Here is a 15,254-nt window from a genome sequence, read left to right as displayed (position 1 = left end):
GTATTTTTGTATTTATAGTTACGACTAATAGGGTTTTCAATTTCCACTTTCTTGATTTTCCATAGGATGACAAAAGATCAATAAGAAAAGGGGGCGCTTTCAACTAAAAAAATTAAAAAAACTTGCTCAAATCCCTTGCAATGCTTGGTTCTTTGTGTTAAGATACTATGGTGCTGTAAAAAAACAGCGTGTAGCTTTGATGCAAGAGGTTGCGACACGCTCGGTTGCATTGCCACGCAACCACCTGTCGGTTTTCTTGTGGAGCTAGCCTATTATCTTAAATAGACGAAAAGGAGAAAAAGATGGCAAACAAAAAAATCCGCATCCGCTTAAAAGCTTACGAACATCGTACACTTGATACAGCGGCTGCAAAAATCGTAGAAACTGCTGCACGTACAGGTGCTGAAGTTGCGGGTCCAATCCCACTTCCAACTGAGCGTAGCCTCTACACAATCATTCGTGCGACTCACAAATACAAAGATTCTCGCGAACAATTTGAAATGCGTACTCACAAACGCTTGATCGACATCATCAACCCAACTCAAAAAACAGTTGACGCTTTGATGAAGTTGGATCTTCCAAGTGGTGTGAACGTAGAAATCAAACTTTAATCTAAAGTTTGATTCAAACCAGAGCATAAAAAACGCTCGTTAAAAACTTTTTAAACAAAATTTTAGAAAAGGAAACATTTTCTCATGACAAAAGGAATCTTAGGGAAAAAAGTGGGAATGACTCAAATCTTCACTGAAGCTGGCGAATTAATCCCTGTAACTGTTGTTGAAGCAACTCCAAACGTAGTTCTTCAAGTTAAAACAGTTGAAACAGACGGTTACAACGCAGTTCAAGTTGGTTTCGATGACCTTCGTGATGTATTGAGCAACAAACCTGCCAAAGGCCATGTAGCGAAAGCTAACACAGCTCCTAAGCGCTTCATTCGTGAATTCAAAAACATTGAAGGCTTGGAAGTTGGAGCAGAAATCACTGTCGCTACATTCGAAGCTGGTGATGTTGTTGATGTAACAGGAACTTCAAAAGGTAAAGGTTTCCAAGGTGTTATCAAGCGCCACGGCCAATCTCGCGGCCCAATGGCTCACGGTTCACGCTACCACCGTCGTCCTGGTTCAATGGGACCAGTTGCGCCAAACCGAGTTTTCAAAAACAAACGCTTGGCTGGACGTATGGGTGGCAACCGCGTAACGATTCAAAACCTTGAAATCGTACAGGTTGTTCCAGAGAAGAACGTTATCCTGATTAAAGGTAACGTACCAGGTGCTAAGAAATCTCTTATCACTATCAAGTCAGCAGTTAAAGCTGGTAAATAATAAAGAAAGGGGAAATCAGTCACAATGGCAAACGTAAAATTATTTGACCAAACTGGTAAAGAAGCTGGTGAAGTAGTTCTTAATGACGCAATCTTTGGTATTGAGCCAAACGAAGCTGTTGTCTTTGACGTTATCGTCAGCCAACGCGCTAGTCTTCGTCAAGGAACTCACGCTGTTAAAAATCGTTCTGCAGTATCAGGCGGCGGACGCAAACCATGGCGTCAAAAAGGAACTGGACGTGCGCGTCAAGGTTCTATCCGTTCTCCACAATGGCGTGGTGGTGGTATCGTCTTCGGTCCAACTCCTCGTTCATATGCTTACAAACTTCCACGTAAAGTTCGTAGATTGGCACTTAAATCAGTTTACTCTGAAAAAGTTGCTGAAAACAAATTCGTAGCTGTAGACAGCCTTTCATTTACAGCTCCAAAAACTGCTGAGTTTGCAAAAGTGCTTGCAGCATTGAGCATCGACACAAAAGTACTTGTTGTTCTTGAAGAAGGAAATGAATTTGCTGCACTTTCAGCACGCAACCTTCCAAACGTTAAAGTTACAACAGCAACATCTGCAAGTGTTCTTGACATCGCAAACAGCGACAAACTTCTTGTTACTCAAGCAGCTATCTCTAAAATCGAGGAGGTTCTTGCATAATGAATTTGTATGACGTTATCAAAAAACCTGTGATCACTGAAAGCTCAATGGCTCAGCTTGAAGCAGGAAAGTACGTATTTGAAGTAGACACTCGCGCTCACAAACTTTTGATCAAGCAAGCTGTTGAAGCTGCTTTTGAAGGAGTTAAAGTTGCTAATGTCAACACTATCAACGTAAAACCTAAAGCTAAACGCGTTGGACGTTACACTGGTTTTACTAACAAAACTAAAAAAGCTATCATCACTCTGACAGCAGATTCAAAAGCAATCGAGTTGTTCGGAGCTGCTGAAGCAGAATAATCTAAGGAGGAAATATCGTGGGAATTCGTGTTTATAAACCAACAACAAACGGTCGCCGTAATATGACTTCTTTGGATTTCGCTGAAATCACTACTAGCACTCCAGAAAAATCTTTGCTCGTTTCACTTAAGAACAAAGCTGGTCGTAACAACAACGGACGCATCACTGTTCGTCACCAAGGTGGCGGCCACAAACGTCACTACCGTTTGATTGACTTCAAACGTAACAAAGATGCTGTTGAAGCAGTAGTTAAAACTATCGAGTACGATCCAAACCGTTCAGCAAACATCGCTTTGGTGCACTATACTGACGGTGTGAAGGCATACATCATCGCTCCTAAAGGTCTTGAAGTAGGTCAACGTATCGTTTCAGGTCCTGAAGCAGATATCAAGATCGGTAACGCACTTCCGCTTGCTAACATCCCAGTTGGTACTTTGGTTCACAACATCGAGTTGAAACCAGGTCGTGGTGGTGAGTTGGTCCGTGCTGCTGGAGCTTCTGCTCAAGTATTGGGTCAAGAAGGTAAATACACTCTTGTTCGTCTTCAATCAGGCGAAGTTCGTATGATTCTTGGCACTTGCCGCGCTACAGTTGGTGTTGTCGGAAACGAACAACATGGCTTGGTGAACCTTGGTAAAGCAGGACGTAGCCGTTGGAAAGGCATCCGTCCAACAGTTCGCGGTTCTGTAATGAACCCTAACGATCACCCACACGGTGGTGGTGAAGGTAAAGCACCAGTTGGTCGTAAAGCACCATCTACTCCATGGGGCAAACCTGCTCTTGGTCTTAAAACTCGTAACAAGAAAGCGAAATCTGACAAACTTATCGTTCGTCGTCGCAACGAGAAATAATCTAAAACAATCTATCCGCCAGCTCGGTAGCGCTGCTTAGCAGCGCAGGCCGCTGTGGTACTTATTTTAAAGGAGAAAACATAAAAATGGGACGCAGTCTTAAAAAAGGACCTTTCGTCGATGAGCATTTGATGAAAAAAGTTGAAGCTCAAGCTAACGACGAAAAGAAAAAAGTTATCAAAACTTGGTCACGTCGTTCAACGATCTTCCCAAGTTTCATCGGTTACACAATCGCAGTCTATGACGGACGTAAACACGTACCTGTTTACATCCAAGAAGACATGGTAGGTCACAAGCTTGGTGAATTTGCACCAACTCGTACTTACAAAGGTCACGCTGCAGACGACAAGAAAACACGTAGAAAATAAGGAGAACATAAATGGCAGAAATTACTTCAGCTAAAGCAATGGCTCGTACAGTGCGTGTTTCACCTCGTAAAACTCGTCTAGTTCTTGACAACATCCGTGGTAAAAACGTCGCTGACGCAATCGCAATCTTAAAATTCACTCCAAACAAAGCTGCTGGTATTATCGAAAAAGTGTTGAACTCTGCAATCGCTAATGCTGAAAATAACTTTGGTTTGGAAAAAGCTAACTTGGTAGTATCTGAAGCTTTCGCAAACGAAGGACCAACTATGAAACGTTTCCGTCCACGTGCAAAAGGTTCAGCTTCACCAATCAACAAACGCACTAGCCACATCACAGTGGTTGTTGCAGAAAAATAAGGAGGTAAAATCGTGGGTCAAAAAGTACATCCAATTGGTATGCGTGTCGGCATCATCCGTGATTGGGATGCCAAATGGTATGCTGAAAAAGAATACGCGGATTACCTTCATGAAGATCTTGCAATCCGTAAATTCGTTCAAAAAGAATTGGCTGACGCAGCTGTTTCAACTATCGAAATCGAACGCGCAGTAAACAAAGTTAACGTTTCACTTCACACTGCTAAACCAGGTATGGTTATCGGTAAAGGTGGAGCAAACGTTGATGCACTTCGTGCGAAACTTAACAAATTGACTGGTAAACAAGTCCACATCAACATTATCGAGATCAAATCACCGGATTTAGATGCTCACCTTGTTGGTGAAGGAATTGCTCGTCAATTGGAGCAACGTGTTGCTTTCCGTCGTGCTCAAAAACAAGCAATCCAACGTACAATGCGTGCGGGAGCTAAAGGAATCAAAACTCAAGTATCAGGTCGTTTGAACGGTGCAGATATCGCTCGTAGCGAAGGATACTCTGAGGGAACTGTTCCACTTCACACCCTTCGTGCGGATATCGATTACGCTTGGGAAGAAGCTGATACTACTTACGGTAAACTTGGTGTTAAAGTATGGATCTACCGTGGAGAAGTTCTTCCGGCTCGTAAAAACACTAAAGGAGGTAAATAACCAATGTTAGTACCTAAACGTGTTAAACACCGTCGCGAATTCCGCGGAAAAATGCGTGGTGAAGCTAAAGGTGGTAAAGAAGTAACATTTGGAGAATATGGTCTTCAAGCAACTACTAGCCACTGGATCACTAACCGTCAAATCGAAGCTGCCCGTATCGCTATGACTCGTTACATGAAACGTGGTGGTAAAGTTTGGATCAAAATCTTCCCACACAAATCATACACTGCAAAAGCAATCGGTGTACGGATGGGATCTGGTAAAGGGGCTCCAGAAGGTTGGGTAGCACCAGTTAAACGTGGCAAAGTGATGTTTGAAGTCGCTGGCGTATCAGAAGAAATCGCTCGTGAAGCTCTTCGTCTTGCAAGCCACAAATTACCAGTTAAATGTAAATTCGTAAAGCGTGAAGCAGAATAAGGAGAAGGCATGAAACTTAAAGAAATTCAAGATTTTGTTAAAGAACTTCGTGGTCTTTCTCAAGAAGAACTCGCGAAGCGTGAAAATGAATTGAAGAAAGAATTGTTTGACCTTCGTTTCCAAGCCGCTACTGGTCAGTTGGAGCAGACAGCGCGTTTGAAAGAAGTGAAAAAACAAATCGCACGTATCAAAACTGTTCAATCAGAAGTTAAATAATAGACTTGGGAAAGGAGAAATTCTAAAATGGAACGTAATCAACGTAAAACCCTTGTCGGACGCGTCGTTTCTGACAAGATGGATAAGACAATCACAGTTGTAGTTGAAACAAAACGTAACCACCCAGTCTATGGTAAGCGTATTAACTACTCTAAGAAGTACAAAGCACATGATGAAAACAATGTTGCCAAAGAAGGCGATATCGTTCGTATCATGGAAACTCGTCCGCTTTCAGCTACAAAACGCTTCCGTCTTGTAGAAGTTGTTGAAGAAGCGGTTATCATCTAATCAAACCAGAAAGGAGAAAACTTAAATGATTCAAACAGAAACTCGTTTGAAAGTTGCTGACAACAGCGGTGCTCGTGAAATCCTGACAATCAAAGTTCTTGGTGGTTCAGGACGTAAGTTCGCCAACATCGGTGATGTCATCGTTGCATCTGTAAAACAAGCTACTCCTGGTGGTGCGGTTAAAAAAGGTGACGTTGTAAAAGCGGTTATCGTTCGTACTAAATCAGGTGCTCGTCGTAAAGATGGCTCATACATCAAATTTGACGAAAACGCTGCAGTCATCATCCGTGAAGACAAAACTCCTCGCGGAACTCGTATCTTCGGCCCAGTTGCTCGCGAATTGCGTGACGGCGGCTTCATGAAGATCGTATCATTGGCTCCAGAAGTACTTTAATCTAAAAAATCAAACAAGTCCCCTGGAAGATTTCCAGGGTGCCCTCATGGGCGTAAGAAATCAAAGGAGAAACCTAATAATGTTTGTAAAAAAAGGCGACAAAGTTCGCGTAATTGCTGGTAAGGACAAGGGTGTTGAAGCGCTTGTTGTTGCAGCCCTTCCAAAAGTAAACAAAGTTGTTGTTGAAGGTGTTAACCTTGTTAAGAAACACCAAAAACCAAATAGCGAAAACCCTCAAGGTGCTATCGTTGAAAAAGAAGCGCCAATCCATGTGTCAAACGTTCAAGTTCTTGACAAAAATGGTGTTGCGGGACGCGTTGGTTACAAATTTGTAGATGGCAAAAAAGTTCGCTACAATAAAAAATCAGGCGAAGTGCTTGACTAATCACGAAGGAAAGGAGAAGTATAATGGCAAATCGTTTAAAAGAAAAATATCTTAAAGAAGTAGTTCCTGCTCTGACTGAAAAGTTCAACTACTCATCTGTTATGGCTGTGCCAAAAGTGGATAAAATCGTTTTGAACATGGGTGTCGGTGACGCTGTATCAAACGCTAAAAACCTTGAAAAAGCTGCTGAAGAGCTTGCTCTTATCTCAGGTCAAAAACCACTTATCACTAAAGCTAAAAAATCAATCGCCGGCTTCCGTCTTCGTGAAGGTGTAGCGATCGGTGCGAAAGTAACCCTTCGTGGCGAACGTATGTATGAATTCTTGGATAAATTGGTTACTGTATCACTTCCACGTGTGCGTGACTTCCACGGTGTTCCAACAAAATCATTTGATGGACGCGGAAATTACACACTTGGTGTGAAAGAACAGTTGATCTTCCCAGAAATCAACTTTGATGATGTTGATAAGACTCGCGGTCTTGATATCGTTATCGTAACAACTGCTAACACTGACGAAGAGTCACGCGAATTGCTTAAAGGCCTTGGAATGCCTTTTGCAAAATAATATAGGAGGTAAAACAAATGGCTAAAAAATCAATGATTGCTAAGAACAAACGCCCAGCGAAGTTCTCTACGCAAGCTTACACTCGTTGCGAAAAATGTGGCCGTCCACATTCAGTATACCGCAAATTTAAATTGTGCCGTGTTTGCTTCCGTGAATTAGCATACAAAGGACAAATTCCTGGCGTTACCAAAGCATCTTGGTAATTTAAGATATCAAGGGCGTCAAAACTCCAAGTGAAAATAGGAAACTTGGCAAAGAAACTTTAGTTTCTAGGAAAGTTTATCTTTTTCACACAGAGTTTAGCCCGAGTTCAGTTTGGCTTTCCAATTTGAACATGAGCTACAGCTTCGACAAAAAAGATCGATTTGCTTTAGAGCATCGCTCCTGCATCAAATCGCCTATTCTTGCTCTAGCTGTAACGCTCTCTGTATCATGTATTAACTAGCAAGTGCGACTTGCAAACTACTAGTAAGAGGAGAAATATAAAATGGTTATGACTGATCCAATTGCAGACTTTTTGACTCGTATCCGTAACGCTAACCAAGCGAACCACGAAGTGCTTGAAGTACCTGCATCAAACATCAAAAAAGGGATTGCTGAAATCCTGAAGCGTGAAGGTTTTGTAAAAAACGTTGAAATCATCGAAGATGACAAACAAGGCATCATCCGTGTATTCCTTAAATACGGTCAAAATGGTGAAAAAGTTATCACTGGTTTGAAACGTGTTTCAAAACCAGGTCTGCGTGTTTACAAGAAACGCGAAGATCTTCCAAAAGTCTTGAACGGACTTGGAATTGCTATCCTTTCAACATCTGAAGGTTTGCTGACTGATAAAGAAGCACGCCAAAAAAATGTTGGTGGAGAAGTTATCGCTTACGTTTGGTAAAATTAAGATACAAAGCTCGTAAAGAACAAAGCAAAATTAGGAAGTTGGAGCAGTTTGTTTACAAACCAGCTAACTTATCTATTTTGCACAGTTCTTAGAGCGTGTTCAATTTAGCTATTGAACACAATAAGTATCTTTAACCCCGTGAAAACTGGTCGCTTGCGGCCTGACAATCTAACAGGAGAAAATATACATGTCACGTATTGGTAATAAAGTTATCGTGTTGCCTGCTGGTGTTGAACTCACTAACAATGACAACGTTGTAACTCTAAAAGGACCTAAAGGAGAACTGACTCGTGAGTTCTCAAAAGATATTGAAATCCGTGTGGAAGGAACTGAAGTAACTCTTCACCGTCCAAACGATTCAAAAGAAATGAAAACGATCCACGGAACAACTCGTGCCCTTCTTAACAACATGGTTGTTGGTGTATCAGAAGGATTCAAGAAAGAACTTGAAATGCGCGGGGTTGGTTACCGTGCTCAACTTCAAGGTAGCAAACTTGTACTTTCAGTTGGTAAATCTCATCCAGACGAAGTAGAAGCTCCTGAAGGAATTACTTTTGAACTTCCAAACCCGACGACTATCGTTATCAGCGGAATTTCAAAAGAAGCGGTTGGACAAACAGCTGCTTATGTACGTAGCCTTCGTGCACCAGAACCATATAAAGGTAAAGGTATCCGTTACGTTGGTGAATTCGTTCGCCGTAAAGAAGGTAAAACTGGTAAATAATATTGATTGGCTGATTTTCTCAGCCGGCCAATATATTTTCCGATTTTGTGCTGAGGCACGTCAATAATAATAAGAGGTGAAAATTGTGATTACGAAACCAGATAAAAATAAAGTCCGCCAAAAACGCCACCGTCGCGTTCGCGGAAAACTCTCTGGAACTGCTGATCGCCCACGTTTGAACGTATTCCGTTCTAATACAGGCATCTACGCTCAAGTGATTGATGACGTAGCGGGTGTAACGCTCGCAAGCGCTTCAACTCTTGACAAAGAAGTTTCAAAAGGAACTAAAACTGAACAAGCCGTTGTTGTAGGTAAACTCGTTGCAGAACGTGCAGTTGCTAAAGGTATTTCTGAAGTGGTGTTTGACCGCGGTGGATATCTCTATCACGGACGTGTAAAAGCTTTGGCTGATGCAGCTCGTGAAAACGGATTGAAATTCTAATAGGGAGGACACTAGAAAATGGCATTTAAAGACAATGCAGTTGAACTTGAAGAACGCTTAGTTGCTGTCAACCGTGTTACTAAAGTTGTTAAAGGTGGACGTCGTCTTCGTTTTGCAGCTCTTGTAGTGGTTGGTGATCGCAACGGCCGTGTTGGTTTCGGTACTGGTAAAGCTCAAGAAGTACCAGAAGCTATCCGTAAAGCAGTTGAAGATGCGAAGAAAAACTTGATCGAAGTTCCAATGGTTGGTACAACTATTCCTCACGAAGTTCTTTCAGAATTTGGTGGAGCGAAAGTATTGCTTAAGCCAGCTGTTGAAGGTTCTGGAGTTGCTGCTGGTGGTGCTGTTCGTGCCGTCATCGAATTGGCAGGTGTGGCAGATATTACATCTAAATCACTTGGTTCAAACACTCCAGTCAACATCGTTCGCGCAACTGTTGAAGGTTTGAAACAACTTAAACGCGCTGAAGAAGTTGCTGCCCTTCGTGGTATTTCAGTTTCTGACTTGGCTTAAGAAAGGGGAACTCATGGCTCAAATTAAAATTACTTTGACTAAGTCTCCAATCGGACGCATTCCGTCACAACGTAAAACTGTTGTAGCACTTGGACTTGGCAAATTGAACAGCTCAGTAATCAAAGAAGATAACGCAGCGGTACGCGGTATGATTACTGCTGTATCTCACTTGGTAACTGTTGAAGAAGTTAAGTAAGCCTTAGCTGAAAAACTTTTATTAAGATACATTAGGGGATTTGAGAACTTTCTCAGCCCCTAAAACTAAATATATGTATAGGCGAGTTTATATAGGAGACACCTTTTCTCCTATATGAGCGCTAGCATTTTACAAAAGAGGAGAAATAATATAATGAAACTTCATGAATTACAACCTGCTGCAGGTTCACGTAAAGTTCGCAACCGTGTAGGTCGCGGTACATCATCAGGTAACGGTAAAACATCTGGCCGCGGTCAAAAAGGTCAAAAAGCTCGTAGCGGTGGCGGTGTTCGTCTTGGTTTTGAAGGTGGACAAACTCCTTTGTTCCGTCGTGTACCAAAACGTGGTTTCTTGAACGTAAACCGCAAGGAATATGCGATTGTTAACCTTGACCAATTAAATGTTTTTGAAGATGGTGCAGAAGTAACTCCAGTGGTTCTCATCGAAGCAGGTATTGTAAAAGCTGAAAAATCTGGTGTTAAGATTCTTGGCAACGGAGAATTGACTAAGAAGTTGACTGTTAAAGCAGCTAAATTCTCTAAATCAGCTGAAGAAGCTATCACTGCTAAAGGTGGTTCAGTCGAAGTCATCTAAGAGAGGTGACCTATGTTTTTCAAGCTATTAAAAGACGCATTTAAAATAAAACAAGTACGGTCTAAGATTTTGTTCACCATTTTCATCATCTTAGTATTCCGTATTGGTACAACCATAACCGTCCCAGGAATTAATGCTAAAGCTTTGAACAGTCTGAGCGATTTGCCTTTCTTAAATATGCTTAGCTTGGTTTCTGGGAATGCGATGAGAAATTTCTCTGTTTTCGCACTCGGTGTTAGTCCGTACATCACAGCTTCAATTGTGGTGCAACTCTTGCAAATGGACTTGCTTCCAAAATTTGTGGAGTGGGGCAAGCAAGGAGAAGTGGGACGGAGAAAGCTTAATCAGGCAACCCGCTATATCTCTTTAATCTTGGCTTTTGTTCAATCTATTGGGATAACCGCCGGATTTGCAACCTTATCACGGACCAAGTTGGTAGCAACACCAAACTGGCAAACCTATCTCTTAATTGGGGCACTGCTTACGACAGGTTCAATGATTGTGACCTGGCTTGGTGAGCAAATTACCGATAAGGGTTATGGGAACGGTGTATCCATGATTATCTTTGCAGGGATTGTGTCAGGAATTCCTGGAATGATTAAAGGAATCTATGAAGATTATTTTGTCAATGTTCCAAGTGAACGGCTGACTTCATCATCGATTTTTGTAGGGATTTTGATTGTTGCAGTTTTGATTATTATCTACTTTACAACATTTGTGCAGCAAGCTGAATACAAGATCCCGATTCAATATACAAAAATTGCAAAAGGGGCACCATCCAGTTCTTACTTACCATTGAAAGTCAATCCTGCTGGAGTGATTCCGGTTATCTTTGCAAGTTCGATTACAGCTGCTCCGGCAGCCATCTTCCAATTTGTGAGTGCCATGGGTTATGATGCTGGTTGGGTTCGGACAGCTCAGTCGCTTCTTGCGACTACTACCATCAGTGGTATGTTTATGTATGCTCTCTTAATTATTCTCTTTACGTTCTTTTATACATTTGTACAGATTAATCCTGAAAAGACAGCAGAGAATTTACAAAAGAGTGGAGCATATATCCCAGGTGTTCGGCCGGGTAAAGGGACTGAAGATTATATGTCTAAACTGCTTCGCCGGTTGGCAACAGTTGGCTCCCTCTTCCTAGGATTTGTAACGATTATTCCAATCTTAGCAAAAGACCTTTTCGGCCTGACCGATGCGGTTGCTCTTGGAGGAACTAGTCTTCTCATCATCATTTCAACTGGTATTGAAGGAATGAAACAGTTGGAAGGCTATCTTCTGAAGCGGAAGTATGTCGGATTTATGGATACTACAACAGAATAGAAACAGGTTGACCTAGTCAACCTTCTATTTTGTTTTTAAAAAAGTTTATTAAGTGGTTTAATAGATTGCTTTAAAAACAAAAAAAGGAGACAGATCATGAATCTTTTGATTATGGGCTTGCCAGGGGCAGGCAAGGGAACGCAAGCAGCCAAAATTGTAGAACAATTCCATGTTGCGCATATTTCAACAGGAGATATGTTCCGTGCTGCTATGGCTAATGAAACAGAAATGGGTGTATTGGCGAAATCCTACATTTCTAAAGGCGAGTTGGTGCCAGATGAAGTGACAAACGGAATCGTGAAAGAGCGCTTGGCACAAGATGATATTAAAGAAACTGGTTTCTTGTTGGATGGTTATCCACGGACAATTGATCAAGCTCATGCTTTGGATCAAATCCTTGCTGAGCTCGGTATTCAGTTGGAAGGTGTGATCAATATCGAAGTGAATCCAGATAGCTTGCTAGAACGTTTGAGCGGTCGGATTATCCACCGCGAAACAGGGGAAACTTTCCATAAAGTATTCAATCCACCGGTGGATTACAAAGAAGAAGACTATTACCAACGTGAAGACGACAAACCTGAAACCGTGAAACGTCGTTTGGATGTCAACATTGCTCAAGGTCAACCAATTATTGATCATTACCGTGCCCAAGGACTCGTTCATGACATTCAGGGTAATCAAGAGATCGAGGCTGTTTTCTCAGATATTGAAAAAGTCTTGTCAAATTTGAAATAAAGCGTTTTTCCTGCTTGCAATATTTGACAAGTAGTGATACAATGAGTTAGTCTGACTTATAATTGTTACCTCTGTGCTCAGAGGAATCTATCGAAATTTAGGGAGGTGCTTTTGCGTGGCAAAAGACGATGTGATTGAAGTTGAAGGCAAGGTAGTCGATACTATGCCGAACGCAATGTTTACGGTTGAACTTGAAAATGGACATCAGATTTTAGCAACAGTTTCTGGTAAAATTCGTAAAAACTATATTCGTATTTTAGCGGGAGATCGTGTTACTGTGGAGATGAGTCCTTATGATTTGACACGTGGACGGATCACTTACCGCTTTAAATAATCGAAAAACTTGGAGGGATAAGAAATGAAAGTAAGACCATCGGTCAAACCAATTTGCGAATACTGCAAAGTTATTCGTCGTAATGGTCGTGTTATGGTAATTTGCCCAGCAAATCCAAAACACAAACAACGTCAAGGATAAGATAGAAAGGAGAAAAAATGGCTCGTATTGCTGGAGTTGACATTCCAAATGACAAACGTGTAGTCGTTTCACTTACTTACGTGTACGGTATCGGACTTCCAACTTCTAAGAAAATTTTGGCGGCTGCTGGAATCTCAGAAGATGTCCGTGTCAAAGATTTGACATCAGATCAAGAAGACGCAATCCGTCGTGAAGTTGATGCAATCAAGGTTGAAGGTGACCTTCGTCGTGAAGTAAACCTGAACATCAAGCGTTTGATGGAAATCGGTTCATACCGCGGTATCCGTCACCGTCGTGGACTTCCTGTCCGTGGACAAAACACTAAGAACAATGCTCGTACTCGTAAAGGGAAAGCCGTTGCGATTGCAGGTAAGAAAAAATAATATAAGGAGGTAAAAAGTCTTGGCTAAACCAACACGTAAACGTCGTGTGAAAAAGAATATCGAATCTGGTATTGCTCATATTCACGCTACATTTAATAACACTATTGTTATGATTACTGATGTGCATGGTAATGCAATTTCTTGGTCATCAGCTGGTGCTCTTGGTTTCAAAGGTTCTCGTAAATCTACACCATTTGCTGCCCAAATGGCTTCTGAAGCTGCTGCTAAATCTGCACAAGAACACGGTCTTAAATCAGTTGAAGTTACTGTTAAGGGTCCAGGTTCTGGTCGTGAGTCAGCTATTCGTGCTCTTGCTGCCGCTGGTCTTGAAGTAACAGCAATTCGTGATGTGACTCCTGTACCACACAATGGTGCTCGTCCTCCAAAACGTCGCCGTGTATAATCACAAACAATTACACTGCTTTTCGTTTAAGAGGGAGTATAATAAATGATTGAGTTTGAAAAACCAAATATAACAAAAATTGATGAAAATAAAAATTATGGCAAGTTTGTAGTAGAGCCGTTAGAACGCGGTTATGGTACGACACTTGGAAATTCTCTTCGTCGTGTACTTCTCGCCTCACTTCCAGGTGCAGCAGTGACTTCTATCAATATTGAAGGAGTATTGCACGAATTTGATACGATTTCTGGGGTCCGTGAAGATGTGATGCAGATTATTCTGAACATCAAAGGGATTGCTGTAAAATCTTACGTCCAAGACGAAAAGATGATTGAGTTGGATGTTGAAGGACCTGCAGCAGTGACTGCTGGGGATATTTTGACAGACAGTGATATCGAAATTATAAACCCTGATCATTATCTCTTTACAATTAGTGAAGGTGCTAGCTTTAAAGCAAAAATGGCTGTAAATAGCGGTCGTGGTTATGTACCAGCTGACGAAAATAAAAAAGATGATGCTCCAGTGGGCACACTTGCGGTGGATTCTATCTACACGCCTGTGACAAAAGTTAATTACCAAGTTGAGCCAGCTCGTGTTGGTAGCAACGATGGTTTTGACAAACTAACCCTTGAAATTTTGACGAATGGAACCATTATTCCAGAGGATGCTTTGGGACTTTCAGCCCGTATCTTAACGGAACATTTGAATCTGTTCACTAATTTGACAGAAGTTGCTATTGCGACTGATGTCATGAAAGAAGCAGAAAAAACATCAGATGATCGTGTTTTGGAACGCACTATTGAGGAATTGGATCTATCAGTTCGCTCTTACAACTGTCTCAAACGTGCAGGTATCAATACCGTCTTTGATTTGACAGAAAAATCAGAGCCTGAAATGATGAAAGTTCGTAACTTGGGCCGCAAGAGTCTTGAAGAAGTTAAAGTTAAACTTGCCGACCTTGGTCTTGGGTTAAGAAATGATAAATAAAGGAGGAATACATGGCTTACCGTAAACTAGGACGCACTAGCTCACAACGTAAAGCAATGCTTCGCGATTTGACTACTGACTTGATTATCAATGAATCAATCGTAACAACTGAAGCTCGTGCTAAAGAAATCCGTAAAACAGTTGAAAAAATGATTACTCTTGGTAAACGTGGTGACTTGCATGCTCGTCGTCAAGCAGCAGCTTTTGTACGTAACGAAATTGCATCAGAAAACTATAATGAAGAGACTAACAAATACACTACAACTACAGCTCTTCAAAAATTATTCTCTGAATTGGCACCTCGCTATGCTGAGCGCAATGGTGGATACACTCGTATTCTTAAGACTGAACCACGCCGTGGGGATGCTGCGCCAATGGCAATTATTGAATTAGTATAATTTTTATCAATTTTGTTGAGTGTTATGATGGTGGAGTTCTTATGCTCTTAGTCTAGCTCTGGTCTACCGCTAGGAATTTTCCTAGCGGGAACACTCATCATCATGATGAAAGGGTAGACGCTTGTTTACGAAATTGCTTTTATTGAAAAAACAATTTCGTAAGCAGGCGTTTTTGGGCTCTTTGTCAACTGTAGTGGGTTAACGAAAAGTCATACTCTGGAGAGGACCGAATTGGTTCTCTCCTTTTTGATATTCAAAGCGATGAGGATTCTAGTTCTAAAGTTGTCAAAGTTCCGAAAGCCAAAAGCGTTGCGCTTGATAACCTTGATGAGGTTGTTTGTAGCCTCTAGCTTTGCATTTGAGTAAGGGAGTTCAAGAGCGTTGATAATTTTATCTTTGTCCTTGAGAAAGGTTTT

Annotated in this window: 30 protein-coding genes; 29 read left to right on the top strand and 1 reads right to left on the bottom strand. The window is 41.5% G+C overall.

From position 1 onward, the window contains the following. Positions 1–302: 302 nt before the first annotated feature. The 29 genes from rpsJ to rplQ all read left to right on the top strand — a co-directional run bounded on the left by rpsJ (position 303) and on the right by rplQ (position 14,838). Positions 303–611 (top strand): 30S ribosomal protein S10, encoded by a 309-nt coding sequence (rpsJ, locus tag STRDD04_RS09160; protein WP_005591304.1) that lies wholly within the window; start codon positions 303–305, stop codon positions 609–611. Between the two features lie 84 nt (positions 612–695). Then, positions 696–1,322: a 50S ribosomal protein L3 gene (rplC, locus tag STRDD04_RS09155; RefSeq protein WP_062201687.1), complete on the top strand. Its 627-nt coding sequence runs from the start codon at positions 696–698 to the stop codon at positions 1,320–1,322. Positions 1,323–1,346: 24 nt separating this feature from the next. Further along, positions 1,347–1,970, top strand: coding sequence for a 50S ribosomal protein L4 (gene rplD / locus STRDD04_RS09150; RefSeq protein WP_062201685.1), 624 nt, complete (start codon positions 1,347–1,349; stop codon positions 1,968–1,970). Next, a complete protein-coding gene (locus STRDD04_RS09145; protein WP_005591301.1) occupies positions 1,970–2,269 on the top strand; it encodes a 50S ribosomal protein L23 in 300 nt (99 codons plus the stop codon). Before rplD ends, STRDD04_RS09145 begins: the two co-directional genes overlap by 1 nt. A 17-nt stretch (positions 2,270–2,286) precedes the next feature. After that, entirely contained in the window at positions 2,287–3,120 is an 834-nt protein-coding gene (gene rplB, locus STRDD04_RS09140; protein WP_037617775.1) for a 50S ribosomal protein L2, read from the top strand. A gap of 86 nt (positions 3,121–3,206) precedes the next feature. Beyond that, positions 3,207–3,488, top strand: a complete 282-nt coding sequence (gene rpsS / locus STRDD04_RS09135) for a 30S ribosomal protein S19 (RefSeq protein WP_000533766.1) — start codon at positions 3,207–3,209, stop codon at positions 3,486–3,488. A gap of 11 nt (positions 3,489–3,499) precedes the next feature. Next, positions 3,500–3,844 carry a 50S ribosomal protein L22 gene (gene rplV / locus STRDD04_RS09130; protein ID WP_009443859.1) on the top strand — a complete coding sequence of 115 codons (345 nt, stop codon included), beginning with the start codon at positions 3,500–3,502 and terminating at the stop codon, positions 3,842–3,844. 12 nt (positions 3,845–3,856) lie between these two features. Further along, on the top strand, positions 3,857–4,510 hold the full coding sequence (gene rpsC / locus STRDD04_RS09125; RefSeq protein ID WP_021002172.1) for a 30S ribosomal protein S3: 654 nt from the start codon (positions 3,857–3,859) through the stop codon (positions 4,508–4,510). Positions 4,511–4,513: 3 nt separating this feature from the next. Further along, positions 4,514–4,927 (top strand): 50S ribosomal protein L16, encoded by a 414-nt coding sequence (rplP, locus tag STRDD04_RS09120; protein WP_015604249.1) that lies wholly within the window; start codon positions 4,514–4,516, stop codon positions 4,925–4,927. A gap of 9 nt (positions 4,928–4,936) precedes the next feature. After that, positions 4,937–5,143, top strand: coding sequence for a 50S ribosomal protein L29 (gene rpmC, locus STRDD04_RS09115; protein WP_005591297.1), 207 nt, complete (start codon positions 4,937–4,939; stop codon positions 5,141–5,143). 27 nt (positions 5,144–5,170) lie between these two features. Then, a complete protein-coding gene (rpsQ, locus tag STRDD04_RS09110; protein WP_002885836.1) occupies positions 5,171–5,431 on the top strand; it encodes a 30S ribosomal protein S17 in 261 nt (86 codons plus the stop codon). A gap of 25 nt (positions 5,432–5,456) precedes the next feature. After that, on the top strand, positions 5,457–5,825 hold the full coding sequence (rplN, locus tag STRDD04_RS09105; RefSeq protein ID WP_002894494.1) for a 50S ribosomal protein L14: 369 nt from the start codon (positions 5,457–5,459) through the stop codon (positions 5,823–5,825). 79 nt (positions 5,826–5,904) lie between these two features. Next, entirely contained in the window at positions 5,905–6,210 is a 306-nt protein-coding gene (rplX, locus tag STRDD04_RS09100) for a 50S ribosomal protein L24 (RefSeq protein ID WP_015604250.1), read from the top strand. A gap of 23 nt (positions 6,211–6,233) precedes the next feature. After that, a complete protein-coding gene (gene rplE, locus STRDD04_RS09095) occupies positions 6,234–6,776 on the top strand; it encodes a 50S ribosomal protein L5 (protein ID WP_037617766.1) in 543 nt (180 codons plus the stop codon). A 17-nt stretch (positions 6,777–6,793) separates the two neighbouring features. Continuing rightward, positions 6,794–6,979 (top strand): type Z 30S ribosomal protein S14, encoded by a 186-nt coding sequence (locus STRDD04_RS10735; RefSeq protein WP_001085697.1) that lies wholly within the window; start codon positions 6,794–6,796, stop codon positions 6,977–6,979. Between the two features lie 284 nt (positions 6,980–7,263). Then, positions 7,264–7,662: a 30S ribosomal protein S8 gene (rpsH, locus tag STRDD04_RS09090; protein WP_002899666.1), complete on the top strand. Its 399-nt coding sequence runs from the start codon at positions 7,264–7,266 to the stop codon at positions 7,660–7,662. Between the two features lie 193 nt (positions 7,663–7,855). Further along, positions 7,856–8,392 carry a 50S ribosomal protein L6 gene (gene rplF, locus STRDD04_RS09085; protein WP_062201683.1) on the top strand — a complete coding sequence of 179 codons (537 nt, stop codon included), beginning with the start codon at positions 7,856–7,858 and terminating at the stop codon, positions 8,390–8,392. Between the two features lie 85 nt (positions 8,393–8,477). Further along, positions 8,478–8,834 (top strand): 50S ribosomal protein L18, encoded by a 357-nt coding sequence (gene rplR, locus STRDD04_RS09080; protein WP_005592009.1) that lies wholly within the window; start codon positions 8,478–8,480, stop codon positions 8,832–8,834. 18 nt (positions 8,835–8,852) lie between these two features. Beyond that, positions 8,853–9,347 (top strand): 30S ribosomal protein S5, encoded by a 495-nt coding sequence (rpsE, locus tag STRDD04_RS09075; RefSeq protein ID WP_037617759.1) that lies wholly within the window; start codon positions 8,853–8,855, stop codon positions 9,345–9,347. Between the two features lie 13 nt (positions 9,348–9,360). Beyond that, positions 9,361–9,543 (top strand): 50S ribosomal protein L30, encoded by a 183-nt coding sequence (gene rpmD, locus STRDD04_RS09070; RefSeq protein WP_003029471.1) that lies wholly within the window; start codon positions 9,361–9,363, stop codon positions 9,541–9,543. A 153-nt stretch (positions 9,544–9,696) separates the two neighbouring features. Next, complete coding sequence (gene rplO / locus STRDD04_RS09065) at positions 9,697–10,137, top strand: 50S ribosomal protein L15 (protein WP_045498220.1); 441 nt, start codon at positions 9,697–9,699, stop codon at positions 10,135–10,137. 12 nt (positions 10,138–10,149) lie between these two features. After that, the gene (secY, locus tag STRDD04_RS09060; RefSeq protein ID WP_062201681.1) at positions 10,150–11,460 is read left to right on the top strand and encodes a preprotein translocase subunit SecY; all 1,311 of its coding nucleotides are present in this window, start codon (positions 10,150–10,152) and stop codon (positions 11,458–11,460) included. Positions 11,461–11,556: 96 nt separating this feature from the next. Continuing rightward, positions 11,557–12,195, top strand: a complete 639-nt coding sequence (locus tag STRDD04_RS09055; RefSeq protein ID WP_037617752.1) for an adenylate kinase — start codon at positions 11,557–11,559, stop codon at positions 12,193–12,195. 115 nt (positions 12,196–12,310) lie between these two features. After that, complete coding sequence (gene infA / locus STRDD04_RS09050; RefSeq protein WP_001029883.1) at positions 12,311–12,529, top strand: translation initiation factor IF-1; 219 nt, start codon at positions 12,311–12,313, stop codon at positions 12,527–12,529. A gap of 24 nt (positions 12,530–12,553) precedes the next feature. Next, positions 12,554–12,670: a 50S ribosomal protein L36 gene (gene rpmJ / locus STRDD04_RS10730; protein WP_001808836.1), complete on the top strand. Its 117-nt coding sequence runs from the start codon at positions 12,554–12,556 to the stop codon at positions 12,668–12,670. Between the two features lie 17 nt (positions 12,671–12,687). Further along, the gene (gene rpsM / locus STRDD04_RS09045; RefSeq protein ID WP_062201679.1) at positions 12,688–13,053 is read left to right on the top strand and encodes a 30S ribosomal protein S13; all 366 of its coding nucleotides are present in this window, start codon (positions 12,688–12,690) and stop codon (positions 13,051–13,053) included. A 19-nt stretch (positions 13,054–13,072) separates the two neighbouring features. Further along, positions 13,073–13,456, top strand: a complete 384-nt coding sequence (rpsK, locus tag STRDD04_RS09040; RefSeq protein WP_001118386.1) for a 30S ribosomal protein S11 — start codon at positions 13,073–13,075, stop codon at positions 13,454–13,456. A gap of 45 nt (positions 13,457–13,501) precedes the next feature. After that, entirely contained in the window at positions 13,502–14,440 is a 939-nt protein-coding gene (locus STRDD04_RS09035) for a DNA-directed RNA polymerase subunit alpha (protein ID WP_037617749.1), read from the top strand. A gap of 11 nt (positions 14,441–14,451) precedes the next feature. Then, positions 14,452–14,838: a 50S ribosomal protein L17 gene (rplQ, locus tag STRDD04_RS09030; protein ID WP_005591286.1), complete on the top strand. Its 387-nt coding sequence runs from the start codon at positions 14,452–14,454 to the stop codon at positions 14,836–14,838. A gap of 209 nt (positions 14,839–15,047) precedes the next feature. Here rplQ and STRDD04_RS09025 read toward each other — a convergent pair. After that, positions 15,048–15,254, bottom strand: a 207-nt coding sequence (locus STRDD04_RS09025; RefSeq protein WP_197460095.1) for a transposase, incomplete at its 5' end; no start/stop codon positions are given.

This window comes from Streptococcus sp. DD04, assembly GCF_001578725.1.
Taxonomy (GTDB): Bacteria; Bacillota; Bacilli; order Lactobacillales; family Streptococcaceae; genus Streptococcus; species Streptococcus sinensis.
This window is presented reverse-complemented; position numbering and strand designations above follow the sequence as displayed.

Coding starts and splice junctions, on each gene's coding strand:
- rpsJ (WP_005591304.1), top strand. CDS start 303: ATGGCAAACAAAAAAATCCGCATCCGCTTAAAAGCTTACGAACATCGT.
- rplC (WP_062201687.1), top strand. CDS start 696: ATGACAAAAGGAATCTTAGGGAAAAAAGTGGGAATGACTCAAATCTTC.
- rplD (WP_062201685.1), top strand. CDS start 1,347: ATGGCAAACGTAAAATTATTTGACCAAACTGGTAAAGAAGCTGGTGAA.
- STRDD04_RS09145 (WP_005591301.1), top strand. CDS start 1,970: ATGAATTTGTATGACGTTATCAAAAAACCTGTGATCACTGAAAGCTCA.
- rpsS (WP_000533766.1), top strand. CDS start 3,207: ATGGGACGCAGTCTTAAAAAAGGACCTTTCGTCGATGAGCATTTGATG.
- rplV (WP_009443859.1), top strand. CDS start 3,500: ATGGCAGAAATTACTTCAGCTAAAGCAATGGCTCGTACAGTGCGTGTT.
- rplP (WP_015604249.1), top strand. CDS start 4,514: ATGTTAGTACCTAAACGTGTTAAACACCGTCGCGAATTCCGCGGAAAA.
- rpmC (WP_005591297.1), top strand. CDS start 4,937: ATGAAACTTAAAGAAATTCAAGATTTTGTTAAAGAACTTCGTGGTCTT.
- rpsQ (WP_002885836.1), top strand. CDS start 5,171: ATGGAACGTAATCAACGTAAAACCCTTGTCGGACGCGTCGTTTCTGAC.
- rplN (WP_002894494.1), top strand. CDS start 5,457: ATGATTCAAACAGAAACTCGTTTGAAAGTTGCTGACAACAGCGGTGCT.
- rplX (WP_015604250.1), top strand. CDS start 5,905: ATGTTTGTAAAAAAAGGCGACAAAGTTCGCGTAATTGCTGGTAAGGAC.
- rplE (WP_037617766.1), top strand. CDS start 6,234: ATGGCAAATCGTTTAAAAGAAAAATATCTTAAAGAAGTAGTTCCTGCT.
- STRDD04_RS10735 (WP_001085697.1), top strand. CDS start 6,794: ATGGCTAAAAAATCAATGATTGCTAAGAACAAACGCCCAGCGAAGTTC.
- rpsH (WP_002899666.1), top strand. CDS start 7,264: ATGGTTATGACTGATCCAATTGCAGACTTTTTGACTCGTATCCGTAAC.
- rplF (WP_062201683.1), top strand. CDS start 7,856: ATGTCACGTATTGGTAATAAAGTTATCGTGTTGCCTGCTGGTGTTGAA.
- rpsE (WP_037617759.1), top strand. CDS start 8,853: ATGGCATTTAAAGACAATGCAGTTGAACTTGAAGAACGCTTAGTTGCT.
- rpmD (WP_003029471.1), top strand. CDS start 9,361: ATGGCTCAAATTAAAATTACTTTGACTAAGTCTCCAATCGGACGCATT.
- rplO (WP_045498220.1), top strand. CDS start 9,697: ATGAAACTTCATGAATTACAACCTGCTGCAGGTTCACGTAAAGTTCGC.
- secY (WP_062201681.1), top strand. CDS start 10,150: ATGTTTTTCAAGCTATTAAAAGACGCATTTAAAATAAAACAAGTACGG.
- STRDD04_RS09055 (WP_037617752.1), top strand. CDS start 11,557: ATGAATCTTTTGATTATGGGCTTGCCAGGGGCAGGCAAGGGAACGCAA.
- rpmJ (WP_001808836.1), top strand. CDS start 12,554: ATGAAAGTAAGACCATCGGTCAAACCAATTTGCGAATACTGCAAAGTT.
- rpsM (WP_062201679.1), top strand. CDS start 12,688: ATGGCTCGTATTGCTGGAGTTGACATTCCAAATGACAAACGTGTAGTC.
- STRDD04_RS09035 (WP_037617749.1), top strand. CDS start 13,502: ATGATTGAGTTTGAAAAACCAAATATAACAAAAATTGATGAAAATAAA.
- rplQ (WP_005591286.1), top strand. CDS start 14,452: ATGGCTTACCGTAAACTAGGACGCACTAGCTCACAACGTAAAGCAATG.